This is a genomic window from Arsenicicoccus sp. UBA2120, assembly GCF_002330965.1.
In the GTDB taxonomy this organism is placed as follows: domain Bacteria; phylum Actinomycetota; class Actinomycetes; order Actinomycetales; family Dermatophilaceae; genus Arsenicicoccus; species Arsenicicoccus bolidensis.
The window spans coordinates 39,306-51,992 of record NZ_DCYC01000016.1 but is presented as its reverse complement, the minus strand read 5'-3'; the positions used below and the strand labels follow the sequence as shown (position 1 = coordinate 51,992).

17 protein-coding genes are annotated in these 12,687 nt (G+C 70.5%); 8 read left to right on the top strand and 9 right to left on the bottom strand.

The window, feature by feature from the left end:
• Together B2P18_RS01585 and B2P18_RS01580 are read right to left on the bottom strand one after the other, a co-directional pair.
• On the bottom strand, positions 1-492 hold a 492-nt coding region (locus B2P18_RS01585), incomplete at its 3' end, for a DEAD/DEAH box helicase (RefSeq protein WP_286955598.1).
• Between the two features lie 233 nt (positions 493-725).
• On the bottom strand, positions 726-1,130 hold the full coding sequence (locus tag B2P18_RS01580; protein ID WP_286955597.1) for a hypothetical protein: 405 nt from the start codon (positions 1,128-1,130) through the stop codon (positions 726-728).
• 129 nt (positions 1,131-1,259) lie between these two features.
• Here B2P18_RS01580 and B2P18_RS01575 point away from each other — a divergent pair, with 129 nt between their 5' ends.
• The 5 genes from B2P18_RS01575 to B2P18_RS01555 are packed head-to-tail and all read left to right on the top strand — an operon-like array spanning position 1,260 to position 6,346.
• Positions 1,260-1,667: a pyridoxamine 5'-phosphate oxidase family protein gene (locus B2P18_RS01575; protein ID WP_029212615.1), complete on the top strand. Its 408-nt coding sequence runs from the start codon at positions 1,260-1,262 to the stop codon at positions 1,665-1,667.
• Between the two features lie 43 nt (positions 1,668-1,710).
• A complete protein-coding gene (pta, locus tag B2P18_RS01570; RefSeq protein WP_286955595.1) occupies positions 1,711-3,816 on the top strand; it encodes a phosphate acetyltransferase in 2,106 nt (701 codons plus the stop codon).
• A 31-nt stretch (positions 3,817-3,847) separates the two neighbouring features.
• Positions 3,848-5,050: an acetate/propionate family kinase gene (locus B2P18_RS01565; protein WP_286955594.1), complete on the top strand. Its 1,203-nt coding sequence runs from the start codon at positions 3,848-3,850 to the stop codon at positions 5,048-5,050.
• A gap of 13 nt (positions 5,051-5,063) precedes the next feature.
• Positions 5,064-5,921: a HipA family kinase gene (locus tag B2P18_RS01560; RefSeq protein ID WP_286955593.1), complete on the top strand. Its 858-nt coding sequence runs from the start codon at positions 5,064-5,066 to the stop codon at positions 5,919-5,921.
• The gene (locus tag B2P18_RS01555; protein ID WP_286955592.1) at positions 5,918-6,346 is read left to right on the top strand and encodes a DUF3037 domain-containing protein; all 429 of its coding nucleotides are present in this window, start codon (positions 5,918-5,920) and stop codon (positions 6,344-6,346) included. The genes B2P18_RS01560 and B2P18_RS01555 overlap by 4 nt, the downstream gene beginning before the upstream one ends.
• Here the strand turns inward: B2P18_RS01555 and B2P18_RS01550 are convergent.
• Positions 6,343-7,240, bottom strand: a protein-coding gene (locus B2P18_RS01550) for an IS5 family transposase (protein ID WP_286955591.1) whose coding sequence is annotated in 2 segments (ribosomal slippage) — positions 6,343-6,882 and positions 6,884-7,240 — 897 coding nt in all. Because the reading frame shifts where the segments join, the coding sequence is not laid out codon by codon here. The two genes, B2P18_RS01555 and B2P18_RS01550, sit on opposite strands and share 4 nt — an antisense overlap.
• Before the next feature lie 418 nt (positions 7,241-7,658).
• Positions 7,659-8,219 carry a hypothetical protein gene (locus B2P18_RS01545; protein ID WP_156911443.1) on the bottom strand — a complete coding sequence of 187 codons (561 nt, stop codon included), beginning with the start codon at positions 8,217-8,219 and terminating at the stop codon, positions 7,659-7,661.
• Between the two features lie 141 nt (positions 8,220-8,360).
• Between B2P18_RS01545 and B2P18_RS01540 the strand changes: the two genes are divergently transcribed.
• The 3 genes from B2P18_RS01540 to B2P18_RS01530 all read left to right on the top strand — a co-directional run bounded on the left by B2P18_RS01540 (position 8,361) and on the right by B2P18_RS01530 (position 9,655).
• Positions 8,361-8,609, top strand: a complete 249-nt coding sequence (locus tag B2P18_RS01540; protein ID WP_286955590.1) for a type II toxin-antitoxin system Phd/YefM family antitoxin — start codon at positions 8,361-8,363, stop codon at positions 8,607-8,609.
• Positions 8,610-8,653: 44 nt separating this feature from the next.
• A complete protein-coding gene (locus B2P18_RS01535) occupies positions 8,654-9,010 on the top strand; it encodes a PIN domain-containing protein (RefSeq protein WP_286955589.1) in 357 nt (118 codons plus the stop codon).
• 108 nt (positions 9,011-9,118) lie between these two features.
• The gene (locus tag B2P18_RS01530) at positions 9,119-9,655 is read left to right on the top strand and encodes a GNAT family N-acetyltransferase (protein WP_286955588.1); all 537 of its coding nucleotides are present in this window, start codon (positions 9,119-9,121) and stop codon (positions 9,653-9,655) included.
• A 53-nt stretch (positions 9,656-9,708) separates the two neighbouring features.
• On the opposite strand, the gene B2P18_RS01525 is transcribed toward B2P18_RS01530, so the two are convergent.
• The 5 genes from B2P18_RS01525 to B2P18_RS01505 form a co-directional block, all read right to left on the bottom strand.
• A complete protein-coding gene (locus tag B2P18_RS01525) occupies positions 9,709-10,047 on the bottom strand; it encodes a type II toxin-antitoxin system PemK/MazF family toxin (RefSeq protein ID WP_286955587.1) in 339 nt (112 codons plus the stop codon).
• 401 nt (positions 10,048-10,448) lie between these two features.
• Positions 10,449-11,012, bottom strand: coding sequence for a nucleotidyltransferase family protein (locus B2P18_RS01520; protein ID WP_286955586.1), 564 nt, complete (start codon positions 11,010-11,012; stop codon positions 10,449-10,451).
• A gap of 267 nt (positions 11,013-11,279) precedes the next feature.
• Positions 11,280-11,606, bottom strand: coding sequence for a type II toxin-antitoxin system PemK/MazF family toxin (locus B2P18_RS01515; RefSeq protein ID WP_029210099.1), 327 nt, complete (start codon positions 11,604-11,606; stop codon positions 11,280-11,282).
• The gene (locus B2P18_RS01510) at positions 11,603-11,809 is read right to left on the bottom strand and encodes an antitoxin MazE-like protein (RefSeq protein WP_029210098.1); all 207 of its coding nucleotides are present in this window, start codon (positions 11,807-11,809) and stop codon (positions 11,603-11,605) included. Before B2P18_RS01510 ends, B2P18_RS01515 begins: the two co-directional genes overlap by 4 nt.
• 405 nt (positions 11,810-12,214) lie before the next feature.
• A complete protein-coding gene (locus tag B2P18_RS01505) occupies positions 12,215-12,394 on the bottom strand; it encodes a hypothetical protein (RefSeq protein ID WP_286955585.1) in 180 nt (59 codons plus the stop codon).
• Positions 12,395-12,687: the final 293 nt, after the last annotated feature.

The following is a 12,687-nucleotide window of genomic DNA, read 5'->3' as shown; positions in this document are numbered from 1 at the left end:
GGCCATGTGGTCGGCCTCGTCCAGGATCGTGATCTCGATCCCGCCGAGGTCGCACAGACCCTGCTGGACGAGGTCCTGCAGCCGACCGGGGCAGGCGATGAGGATGTCGACGCCACGCTTGAGCGCCGACACCTGCGGGCCCTGGCCGACCCCGCCGAAGACGGTCAGCGTGCGCTGGCCCTCGGCCGCGACGAGCGGCGCGGCGGCCGCCTCGATCTGGGTGGCGAGCTCACGGGTCGGCGCCAGGATCAGCGCGCGGGGGCGGCTCGGGGTGCGGCGGCTGCCCGACGACGCGAGACGCGTCACGAGCGGCAGCAGGAACGCGTAGGTCTTGCCGGAGCCGGTGCGGCCCCGACCGAGGACGTCGCGGCCGGCGAGCGAGTCCGGCAGGGTGACGGCCTGGATGGGCGTCGGCTCGGTGATGCCCTTGCCCTCCAGGACAGAGGACAGGGACGTGGGCACGCCGAGGCGCGCAAAAGCATTGTTGCTCAAAACATCTCCGTAAGACGGCGAGCGTCTCGCCGGGCACGAGCGACGCGATGACGCATCGACGTGTGCACCTGGCGCGCCGGCACGAGCCGACGAGCGTGACCGGGGTGAGGACACCGGTCGTGACACCTGCAGCCCGAGGCAAGACAGGGCGGACCGCTGCCCAAACCCTACGCCATCGACGGCGAGGTTCTGGTCAGCCGCGCTGGGAGAGGCTCAGAGACGCTCAATGACGTTCAGCGACGCACGTGGCGATAGACGCGCGAGGCGGCCACCGCACCCACCGTGAGCGTCGTCGCGAGGCAGCCGATCGGCAGCGGCAGGCAGCAGCCGCCGACGGAGACGGAGGTGCCGTTGCGGGTGCGCGTGCTCCAGTGCGGGAAGGGGAAGAGCCTCGGGCCGGACCGGCCGGACTCCTGCGCCTCGTACTGGCCCTGCTGGCCGCCATACTGCCCAGGCTGTCCACCGAACTGTCCGCCCTGCTGGCCGTAGGCGTCGGTCGGGTTACCGTAGGCGTCCGTCGGGCGGTTGGCGTAGGCGTCACCGCGGCGCGGGTCGTAGGCGTCGCCGGGGCGCGGGTCGTAGGCGTCGCCGGGCCGGGGGTCGTAGGGGCCGGAACCGGGCTGCGGGGGGTAGGTCATGGCAGGTCGGATACCCCGGTCGCCCGGGGGCTCAACCCTCGGGCCTCCGACCGCGCGGGCGCGCGGGCGTGAGGAAGCAGACACGACGCTCCGGTCGACAACCCCCGGGGGCGGGTCTTGGATTGACCCATGAGCGACGTCAACGAGCCCGTGCAGCAGATGACCGAGGAGCAGTGCTGGGAGCGGCTGGGGTCCACCACCTTCGGCCGACTCGCCACCGCCGCCGTCGGGGACGTGCAGATCACCCCCATCAACTACGTCGTCCACGACGGACGCCTCGTGTTCCGCACCGCCGAGGGCAGCAAGCTCGCCTCCCTGGTCGTGGCCTCGCGCGTCGCCATCGAGATCGACGACGTCACCACGCAGACCGCGTGGAGCGTCATCGGCAAGGGCGACGCGCACGTGGTGCACAACATGGACGAGGCGGACCGCCTCGAGGAGCTCGGCCTGCACCCGTGGGTGGACACGCGCAAGGAGGTCTTCGTCCTCGTCGAGCTCGACGAGGTCTCCGGGCGCGTCTTCGCCCTCGCCCGCTGACCCCGCCCGACGTCGACGGGCGCTGGCCGTTACCCTCGTCCCTGTGGAGACCAGCGTCTATGTCGCGTCCGCCGAGGGCCACAGCGGTAAGTCCGCCGTGGCCCTCGGGCTGCTCGAGTCCCTGACCCGGCGCTATGCCCGGGTCGCGGTCTATCGACCCGTGACCGAGGGGGTGCCCGAGGACGACACGGTCCTCGCGACCGTCCTGTCGCGCAGCTCGGTGCCGTTGTCGCCGGCCGAGGCGGTGGGCGTGTCGTACGACGACGTCCACCAGGACCCGGACGGCGCGCTGTCCCGGATCGTCGAGCGCTACCACGAGATCCAGCACGACGCCGACATCGTCCTCGTGCTCGGCTCCGACTTCACCGACGTCACCAGCCCGACCGAGTTCTCCTACAACGCCCGGATCGCCGCCAACCTCGCGGCCCCGGTCCTGCTCGTCGTCGGCGCGCACGGCCGCGAGACCGAGGACGTCGCCACCGTCGTCGAGATGGCCCTCACCGAGCTGCGCACCAACTCCGCCACTCCCCTGGCCGTCGTCGTCAACCGCGCCGACGCCGCTGCGGAGGACCTCCGGGCGGCGGTCCAGGGCGTGACGGCGGGCTCCGCGGGAGGCGCCGGCCTGCCGACATACGTCATCCCGGCCTCGACCGTGCTGTCCGCCCCGACGGTCCGCGACCTGCTCAAGGCCACCGACGCCGAGCTGATCTCCGGGGACGAGTCGCTGCTCGACCGCGAGGCGCTCGCCTTCGTGACCGCGGCGATGACCATGCCCAACGTGCTCGACCGGCTGCTCGACGAGTCCCTCGTGCTGACCCCCGGCGACCGGGCCGACGTGCTGCTGAGCGTGCTGCTCGCGCACCAGTCGAGCACCTTCCCGAGCATCGCCGGCGTCATGCTCAACGGCGGCTTCGAGCTGCCCCCGCAGGTGCGCCGGCTGATCGACGGCCTCGGCTCGAGCCTGCCGATCATGACCACGCAGGGCGGCACCCACGACACCGTCATGGCGCTGAGCGGGGTCCGCGGCCGGATGACGCCCGCCTCGACCCGCAAGGTCGCCACCGCCGTCGAGCTGTTCGCCGAGCACGTCGACACCGACGCGCTGCTCGGCCACCTGCGCGAGCCGCACCCCTCGATCGTCACGCCGCTGATGTTCGAGCACCGCCTCCTCGAGCAGGCCCGCGCCGCCGACCGCCACATCGTGCTGCCGGAGGGCCAGGACGACCGGATCCTGCGCGCCACCGAGATCCTGCTCAGCCGCAAGACGGTGCGCATCACGCTGCTCGGCGTCGCCGATGAGCTGCAGGCGCGGGCGCGCGAGATCGGCGTCGACCTGACCGGCGCCCAGATCATCGACCCCCAGGACCCTGACCACGTCGAGCGGTTCGCGGCGCGCTATGCCGAGCTGCGGGCGCATAAGGGCATGACCGTCGAGCGGGCCCGCGAGGTCGTGATCGACCCGTCCTACTTCGGCACGATGATGGTGCTGATGGGCGAGGCCGACGGCATGGTCTCCGGCGCGGTCAACACCACGGCCCACACGATCCGGCCGGCCCTCGAGGTCGTCAAGACCAATCCCGGTGTCTCCGTGGTCAGCTCGAGCTTCCTCATGTGCCTCAAGGACCACGTGACGGTGTATGGCGACTGCGCCGTCAACCCCGACCCCGACGCCGAGCAGCTCGCCGACATCGCCATCTCCTCGGCGCAGACCGCCACGGCGTTCGGGATCGAGCCGCGCGTGGCGATGCTGTCCTACTCCACCGGCACGTCCGGGTCCGGCGCCGACGTCGACAAGGTCCGCGCGGCGACCGAGATCGTGCGCCGCCGCGCGCCGGAGCTGCTCGTCGAGGGACCGATCCAGTTCGACGCCGCCGTGGACCCCGCGGTCGGGTCGAGCAAGGCGCCCGGCTCCGCCGTCGCCGGGCAGGCGACCGTGCTGATCTTCCCCGACCTCAACACCGGCAACAACACCTATAAGGCCGTCCAGCGGACCGCCGGCGCCGTGGCGATCGGCCCGGTGCTGCAGGGCCTGCGCAAGCCGGTCAACGACCTGTCCCGCGGCGCCACCCTGCGCGACATCGTCAACACGGTGGCGATCACCGCCATCCAGTCCACCCTGCCCGCGCCGGCCGCCCAGTCGGTCGACTGACCCCCCGACCCGCCGAGCCAGAGAGCCTCCCATGCCGTCCGTCCTCGTCCTCAACGCCGGGTCGTCCTCGCTGAAGTACCAGCTCGTCCAGGTCGGCACGCGTGACGTGCTCGCTGTCGGGCTGGTCGAGGCGATCGGGCTGCCCAGCGCCAAGATCACCCACACCGGCGGCGGCGACAAGGTCGCCAAGGCCATCGACTGCCCCGACCACAAGGCCGCCATCGCCGCCGTGGTCGAGATGTTCGACCGCGTCGGGCCGAGGCTCGCCGACGCCGAGCTCGTGGCGGTCGGCCACCGCGTCGTCCACGGCGGCGAGAAGTTCAGTGACGCCGTCCTCGTCACCGACGAGCTGCTGGACACGCTCGACGAGCTGACGCCGCTCGCGCCGCTGCACAACCCCGCCAACCTCGTCGGGCTGCGCGCCGCGCTCGAGCTCTTTCCCGACCTGCCGCAGGTGGGCGTCTTCGACACCGCCTTCCACCAGACGATGCCGGACTACGCCTACACCTACGCCGTCCCGCACGAGTGGCGCGAGAAGCACGGCGTGCGCCGCTACGGCTTCCACGGCACCTCGCACCTCTACGTGTCGCAGGAGGCCGCGCGGATGCTCGGCAAGGACCCGAGCGAGGTCAGCGTCATCGTCCTGCACCTGGGCAACGGTGCCTCCGTCACCGCCGTCCAGGGCGGCGTCAGCATCGACACCTCCATGGGCCTCACCCCGCTCGAGGGCCTGGTCATGGGCACCCGCAGCGGTGACATCGACCCCGCGATCCCGATGCACATGGTCCGCGCCGCCGGCCTGACCATGGAGGAGGTCGACCACGCGCTCTACAAGGAGTCGGGGCTCAAGGGCCTGACCGGGCACAGCGACAGCCGCGACGTCGAGGACCTGCGCGCCTCCGGCGACGACCGCGCCCGCCTCGCGCAGGAGGTGTCGACCTACCGGCTCAAGAAGTACATCGGCGCCTACGCCGCCGCCATGGGGTCGCTCGACGCCATCGCCTTCACCGGCGGCATCGGTGAGAACTCCGTCGTCGTGCGGCGCATGGCGACCGAGGGCCTCGGCATCCTCGGCATCGAGGTCGACCCCGAGCTCAACGCCGGCCGCTCCAAGCAGGCCCACGACATCGCCACCGCCGACTCGCGGGTGCGCGTCTTCGTCATCCCGACCGACGAGGAGGGCGAGATCGCCCGCCAGACCTACGCGGTCGCCAAGGAGGCCGGGCGCGTATGACGGTCGCCCGCCGATGACCCTGTCCACCGCCCTCGCGCGGGTGACGGCGACACGCTACGTCCTGCCGCTGCGTGAGGGCGGCTCGCTGCCCGGCCTCGTGGAGGCGTCCGACGACGGCACCTATGTCATGAAGCTGACCGGCGCCGGCCAGGGGCCGCGCGTGCTCGTGGCCGAGGTCATCGTCGCCGGGCTGGCGCGGGCGCTGGAGATCCCGACGCCCGAGCTCGTCATGCTGGACCTGCAGGAGCCGATCGCGCGGTTTGAGCCCGACGAGGAGGTGCAGGACGTCCTGTCCGCCAGCCTCGGGCCCAACCTCGGGGTCGACTACCTGCCCGGCGCGTTCGGGTATGACGGGTCGCGGCCGCCCTCGGCGGGTCTCGCCGGGCGGATCCTGTGGCTGGACGCCCTCACCGCCAACGTGGACCGCACGTGGAGCAACCCCAACCTGCTGGTCTGGCACGGGCGGACGTGGGCGATCGACCACGGGGCGGCGCTGTACTTCCACCACTCGTGGCCGTCCCGCGGCGTCGACCCCGCCCGGTTCGCCGCGCAGCCCTACGACGCCGAGCGGCACATCCTGCGCGGCCCGGCGGGTGACGTGTCGGCGCTCGACGGTGCGTGCGCTGCGGTGCTGACGCCGGACGTGGTGCGGGCAGCCGTCGAGGCGGTGCCCGCCGAGTGGCTACACCCCGTCGAGGGCCTCGCCGGCCTGGACTCCCCGTCGGCCGTGCGTGCGGCATACGTCGACTGCCTGCTCGCCCGGCTGGCCGACCGCTCGGCCTGGCTGCCCGGCCCGCCCGCGGGGCCGCCGAGCGAAGGACCGGAGGACCTGGCCCGGTCCCAGGAGGCCCGCCGGCGGTGGACCCGATGAGCGAGCCGGCCCGGCGCCTCGTCCCGACCGCCGACGCCGAGCGCTCCCCCTGGTTCGCCTACCAGTACCTCGTGCTGCGCGCCGTCCCCCGCGTCGAGCGCGAGGAGTTCGTCAACGTCGGGGTCGTGCTCTACAGCCAGGACGCGGGCTTCCTGGACGCGGCCGTGCACGTCGACGCGTCGCGGCTGCGGGCCCTCTGCGCGGACATCGACCTCGACGCGCTGGGCGACGGGCTCGAGACCGTTCGGGCCGTATGCCGTGGCGAGGCCGTCGCGGGGCTGGACGCAGCGGCCCGGCCCTGGCGCAGGTTCGGCTGGCTGGAGGCGCCCCGCAGCACGGTGATCCAGCCGTCACGCCCCCACGGCGGGCTCACCCGCGACCCCGCGGCCGAGCTGACCACCCTGCTCGACCGCCTCGTCCGCTAGGGCGTGTCTCTTAAAGTGGGCAGCCATAGGAGGATCGCGCGGAGCAGGACGCCGGCCCGGTAGGTCAGGGCGAGCTTGTCGTACCTGGTGGCCAGGGCGCGCCATTGCTTGACGCGTTCGAAGCCGTTCTCGACGACGTGGCGTTTGGCGTACGCGGTGGGGTCGGTCTTGGGTGGGCGTCCTCCCCGGGCCCCGCGGCGCTTGCGGTTGGCTTGCTGGTCGCGGGGCTCGGCGATCACGGCGGTGATCCCTCGGCTGCGCAGCAGGGCCCGGTGGGCCCGTGAGGAGTAGGCCTTGTCGGCCATGACCGCGGTCGGGGTGGTCCGGGGCCGCCCGGGCCCGACGCGTGGGACCCGAACGGCGTCAAGCAGGTTCGTGAACATCCGTGAGTCGCTGCCCTGCCCCGGACCGAGCAGCACCACCATCGGCAAACCGTTGCCGTCGCAGAGCTGATGGACCTTGGTCGACAAGCCCCCGCGGGAGCGGCCAATCGCGTGATCGTCAGGCTCGACGAGCAGATTCTTGTGATTCGACAAGTCCCCCTGTGAGGCGGGTGGTATTGGTGGCGTGCTGGTGAGCGCGGGCGATGGTGGAGTCCACCGCGACCTGCCAGTCGATGACCTCTGCCGCGTCTGCTCGAGTCAGCAGCGCGCTCAGGACACGGTCCCAGGTGCCGTCCCCGGCGAAGCGGCGGTGGCGCTTCCACACCGTCTGCCAGGGCCCGAACTCGCCTGGCAGGTCCCGCCACGCGATGCCGGTCCGGTACCGGTAGATGATCCCCTCCACCACCGTGCGGTGATCACGAAAACGCCTACCTCGCTTACCATCCGAGGTCGGCATGAACGGTTCGACCAGTTCCCACTCGGCATCCGAAAGCACCCTCATCCGCGACATGCTGTCCAGAATCGCGGGTCACCCCACACGCCATTGGGAGACACGCCCTAGCCGCGAGCACTGCGCTGGGCCCTGCCAGCGCTCGCGCCGTGGCCAACGGGTGGGTTCCACCACCGTCATCGGTGGCCTTCTCCACCCGTTGCCGCGAGCGCTGCCCGCGAGGTGGGTCGCGTGGTTAACGGGTGGATTCCGCCACCGTCATCGGTGGCCTTCTCCACCCGTTGCTGCGAGGCGCTGCCCGCGAGGTGGGCCGCGTAGCTAACGGGTGGATTCCGCCACCGTCATCGGTGGTCTTCTCCACCCGTTACCGCGAAGGCATCGAGGTCGAAGCCCTGGCCGGCCGGGTCTCCATCCCGCCCATCTCCAGAGGACGCGTTGCGTGTGCCGCCTCGTCCGGCTGCGGGTCCTCCTACCAGGATCAGGTCGCGGCGGGGTGCGCCCGCTGAGAATTGCGCCGAGCGGGGAAGTCTCGAACTGTTATGGCCGCAGCCGCCGCCAAAAGGGTCCCCGCGACGACATACTGCGCCGGCCCGAAGGGGCCGCCCGTCTCGTCGATCGAGACGTTGAACGACGCAAGGTGCCACGGACCAATGAGGAGTGCGCTCAAGGCGACAGCCGACATCACGTGCTCTGTGGGTGTCGCTGTGTCCTGGGCAAAGTCGGGCGCCATCAGCGCGGTCACCCACGCGAAACCCATCAAGGGCCAGACCAGGTCGGCAATCGCACCCAGACCGTCGTTCAGGTTGTAGACGGTGGAGGAGGGGTACTGCACCGCGAGGTCCCAGACGAACAGGCACCCGAGGGCGGGAACCAGCCCGACGATCGCCGTCCACCATCGGCCTCGGCTCAGCCCGAGGAGGAGAAAGCCGACCGCCATGGCGAGGTAGGCCGAGGGGTGGGAGTCGACCAGGAAGATGACACCGGCGACGCCGAACGAGGCTGCACACGCCAGCGAGATGGCGCGGCGGGTTCGGCTCATGCCGTCAGTGTCCCGAGCCCGGGCACGGATGGCAACGCTCAGTCCGCAGGCCAACCCCCCCCCGGGGCCTCGCCATGGTCCGAGCTCACGATCCGGGGCGCCAGACGCCCCGGGATGTAGCACAAGAGTCACCATGGACCTATGGAGACGGTTGGACTACGTGAGCTGAGGCAGGACGCCTCCGGGCTTGTGCGGCGCGTCGAGCGGAGCGAGGGAATCGTCATCACCGTCTCCGGCCGGCCCAGCGACAGACTCGTGCCGGCCCATGAGACCCGCTGGCGCCGGTGGGAGGACGTCGCGGACCTGTTCACTGGACCGGGCGACCCGGACTGGAACGCAGACAGGGAGCTGCTCGACGACACCATGCGAGACCCGTGGGGCGACCAGTGAACGGTCGACCCCAGACGAAAGAACGGGGCCTGCTCGACACGCGTGTGGAGATTGCGAGCGACGCCGACTACGTGCCAGGCGTCCTGGCCATCAGCGCCGCCACCTTGGCAGAGCTGCCCTTCGGAGTCCTCGTAGCGAGCTCTGCGCAGGTGCGCGCCGAGCGGCTCAGGCGCTTGAGCCTCCTCCAACGTCGGTTCGACGCCTTACCCCTCGACGAGGCAGTCGCGGCCAGCTACGGACGACTCGCCGCCGCCGTCGTCGAAGCCGGTCGCCAGCCTCGCCGACGCACCGTGGACTTGCTCATCGCGGCGACAGCCCACGCCCACGATGCCGTCCTATACACCCGCAACCCGGACGACTTCGCCGGCCTCGAGGGACTGATCGACGTTCGCGTGGTGTGACGAACTGCGGCACGCGCGGGTGCAGGACAAGCAGCGGTGTGCGCACGCTGCGCTGTCCGACGGAGCACGCAGGTGGTCGTCCCTCCGCCCCCGTGGCACAGTCGTCTCATGAGTGCGGCAGACCACACTCCTCGGGAGCCGAGGCTGGGGACCCCTCGGCTGGTGCTGCGGCCGTGGCGACCGAGCGAGTCGCCCGTCCTCCGCGAGCTGTGGAGCGAGCGAGACCCGCGGGTGCCGCCCCACCGGCGGATCGGTGACGATGGGAGCCCTACGGTCGAGCAGCTGGCCCAGTCGATTCTCTCCCATCCACCCACGTCGCTCGGGCTCATCGCCGTCGAGCTCGCGGAGAACGGGGAGGTCATCGGCTCCTGCGGGTTGGCGGACGGCGCACGTCCTGGCCCAGGTGAGTCAGAGCTGGCCTTTGAGCTGCTGCGCCGCCATTGGGACCGGGGCTATGCCACCGAGGCGTCGCATGCGGTCCTCGGCCGGGCCAGATCGTCGGGACATCGACGCCTGTGGGCGACGGTTTGGGACTGGAACAGCGCCTCCCGGCGAGTTCTGGCCAAGCTGGGATTCGCCGAGACCGGGGAGCATGAGCTCGACGCGTCCGGTGGAACCTCGCTGCTCCTCGTTCGACAGCTCTGAACACGTATGTCGCAGACGGGTCCTCGCTGACCGGTGGAAAGCGCTCCAGGCCGTCACAGGTCCATGAGCAGGGCAAGGGTCTCGCGGATCTCACCCAGGGACACCGGGCCGACGTTCCCCGTGCGTGCATGGATGCGACTCGTGGCCACCGACCGCACGTGCTGACACTGCGCTGCAGACGGCTCAGCGAGCTGGTTGTGCTCGTCTGGGTCGAGGCGGACCTCGCTGCGGTTCTGGCGCAGGGTTCGGGTCAACGGCACGACCTGGATGACGTTGGGGCCGCCGCCCAAGATTCGAGCGGCCGTGACGACGACGGCTGGCCGGCGCAGGCCGGCCTCGCTGCCCGTGGGCATGCCCAGGTCGAGTTCGACAACGTCACCCGGCGTCAGCATTGAGCCAAGCGACTTCGTCGTCCGACAGCCTCCCCGCCAGGTCGCGTGCTACCGCGTCCTGGTCCAGGGCGCGGATTGCTCTCATCACCGTCTCGTCGACAGTCTCGTGACGCTGAGCCGCCAAGCGGGTCACGCGCGCGTGAGTGGTTCTGCTGACGCGGATCGTCGTTGTTTCGGCCATGGGATGACCGTATGCGCTGTAGACGGTCTCGTCTACAGCGCGGGTCGTGGACTCGGCACGCAGGAGTGTGTCGACGTCGCACGAGTCTGGGAAAGTGTCGGCGAGCCATCACAATTGTGGCGCTGTAGGGCGTCCGTGGCCACCCAGACGTGCGCACCCAGGGGAGGCGCCCCCTGGTCGGACCGACGTCCGTGCGAGTGGCTGTCATGAACTCTGGTCGCTACCAGGGCTCGACGGTGAGGCTGGGCCACCGAGCGGCATAGTCGCACGCTTTGGCGTCATAGACCTGCTTGGGCGCGAGGCGACGGTGCGGGCGGAGGTGCATGCCGAGGACATCGTCGAGGCCGAACGGTGCATAGAGCCGTAGCCCGGACTCGTCCCTGGTGACGCCGACGCAGCAGGCCGTTGAGGCGAAGGCCCGGATGGCGTCGGTGGCGCTGCTGAAGGGAGGGCAGGGCTTCCCGAACTTCTTTTCGTACCAGAGGTGGACGCGTGCCTGGTTCCGGACCTCGAGCGGTGCTGGGATGTCCGCCATGAGCTCGTCGGCGGCGCGGATGACGCCGTCCTCGGCCTCCCAGCTCAGGTCGGAGTCGTCGTGGTAGAAGACGTCGTAGTCCTTGATGCCGTACCCGGCGGGCTTGCCCTCGACGGAGTTCCAGACGTTCTGAAAGACCGCACCCGCCGTCAGCCACCATTCCGTCAGGCCCAATGATGGGAAGCGGTCCAGGACCGCGGCACACACAGGGTCGGCGAGCACCGCCGCCAGCACGATCTCATCGTGCACGTCCGAGGAGTGGCCCACCGCGTCAGCGTCTCACAGGGTCGGCCTCGCGCTTGGTCGTCTGGTCATCGGGCGCGAGACTGGGGCCCATGGGCACCTGGCTTGCATGGGGGGGCTGCTCGAGGACGTCAAGCGAGCGGCGGAGGCCGACGACCGCTCGGTCTCGGCGTGGATCCGCCGAGCCGTCGAGCACGAGCTGTCCCGCTCCGCCTAGAACCTCTGACGTCCGACGCGCGGCAAGAGCGGATGACGTCGGGTCTGCTGGGTGGCCTATCTGGCCAGACCGAGGAACGCCATCAGGGCCCGTTCGACCTCTACGAGGCCTTCGGGAGTCAGCCGACCCACACGAGTACCGACGTTCTCGCGGCGAACGGTAGTGATCTTGTCGATCATGACGTGGCTCTCGTGCTGCAGGCCGGTGAGGTCGTCCGCGACGACGCGAACGCGTAGCAGAGGAGCATCGACCAAGGTCGTCGTCAGCGGCATGACCGTCACCGAGGCGGTACCGGCGAACAGGTCGTCCTGCACGATCAGCGCAGGCCTGGGCTTGGACGCGTACACGCCCCCAGCCACGGTCCACAGCTCGCCGCGTCTCACTCCTCGTCCCAGGAAGCGCTGATCGCCTCGACGAACGGCTGGTCATCGGCCAGCTCGTCCGAGCCTGCGACGATCCCTGCCTGACGGTGCGCCTCCTGCGCAAATCGCTCGCTGCGCACGTCAGGGACCCAGATCTGCACCGGCCGAAGGCCGCGTGCACGCATCCTGCGCCGGTACTCACTGACTCGATGCTTCACCGTCATGCCCACCACGTTACATGTAACAAGCGTTCAGGACCGATAGGTGAAGCGCGCTGCCATCGGCATGAGCGGACGTCCCGAGCCCGACCCACGCTCCGACCCTGACGCCAGACCACCGGAATGGCTCGACGACCAACGTCCGTGAGGAAGTCGTCGAGCGTCTTCGCCATGTCGATCACGTTCCCGTCAGTGCTCGTTGGGCTCACGAGCTTGTCCAACAGACACACGGCGGGGTCGTGCTCCACAACCAGGACGCGGGCTTCGTCGACGGTGCGCGTCGACGCGCTGGGCGACGGGTTCGGGACACTGCGGGCCGTATGCCGTGGCGGGGCCGCCGCGGGGGCGAGCTGACCACCCTGCTGGACCGCCAGCCTCGAACCAACAGACAGGGATCGAGGTGGTGCCGGGTCAGCGCTGAGCCCGCGCCGTGTCGAGCACGACCGAGGTGGAGCCGACCTCGGTGCACGTGAAGGTGATGTCACCCTGGACGAAGTCCTCCCCCTGCGCGCACACGTTGTCTCCTTCGCCGACCTGGATCGTGGCGGTGCCGCCCTGGGTGGCCTCGGCCAGCCTGATCTTCTCCCGCACCCTCCTGAATCGGCCCTGCGAGTTCAGCGAGCGCGGCAGGTCGTGGAACTCGGTGCCTGAGATCTCGAGGCGGCAACTGCCGCTGCTGTCGCACCGACTGCTCCACGAGCCCGTCTCGCACGCTGAGAGCAAAAGCGTCGCGGCGACGGTGCCAAGAGCGGTGGCGAGGTGACGACGAGACCTGGTCATGGGCACGACAGCAGTATAAGGGTGAGGCTAGAGGGTCACGGGTCGACCGTCTCGCCGACCGGCGCGCCGCCGCAGCGTTGTCGTGCACCGCGAACGCGGACATC

Excerpts from the sequence above, each read along its gene's own strand:
- B2P18_RS01580 (WP_286955597.1), bottom strand. The coding sequence starts at position 1,130 with ATGACCTACCCCCCGCAGCCCGGTTCCGGCCCCTACGACCCCCGGCCC.
- B2P18_RS01575 (WP_029212615.1), top strand. The coding sequence starts at position 1,260 with ATGAGCGACGTCAACGAGCCCGTGCAGCAGATGACCGAGGAGCAGTGC.
- B2P18_RS01565 (WP_286955594.1), top strand. The coding sequence starts at position 3,848 with ATGCCGTCCGTCCTCGTCCTCAACGCCGGGTCGTCCTCGCTGAAGTAC.
- B2P18_RS01560 (WP_286955593.1), top strand. The coding sequence starts at position 5,064 with ATGACCCTGTCCACCGCCCTCGCGCGGGTGACGGCGACACGCTACGTC.
- B2P18_RS01555 (WP_286955592.1), top strand. The coding sequence starts at position 5,918 with ATGAGCGAGCCGGCCCGGCGCCTCGTCCCGACCGCCGACGCCGAGCGC.
- B2P18_RS01545 (WP_156911443.1), bottom strand. The coding sequence starts at position 8,219 with ATGAGCCGAACCCGCCGCGCCATCTCGCTGGCGTGTGCAGCCTCGTTC.
- B2P18_RS01540 (WP_286955590.1), top strand. The coding sequence starts at position 8,361 with ATGGAGACGGTTGGACTACGTGAGCTGAGGCAGGACGCCTCCGGGCTT.
- B2P18_RS01530 (WP_286955588.1), top strand. The coding sequence starts at position 9,119 with ATGAGTGCGGCAGACCACACTCCTCGGGAGCCGAGGCTGGGGACCCCT.
- B2P18_RS01525 (WP_286955587.1), bottom strand. The coding sequence starts at position 10,047 with ATGCTGACGCCGGGTGACGTTGTCGAACTCGACCTGGGCATGCCCACG.
- B2P18_RS01510 (WP_029210098.1), bottom strand. The coding sequence starts at position 11,809 with ATGACGGTGAAGCATCGAGTCAGTGAGTACCGGCGCAGGATGCGTGCA.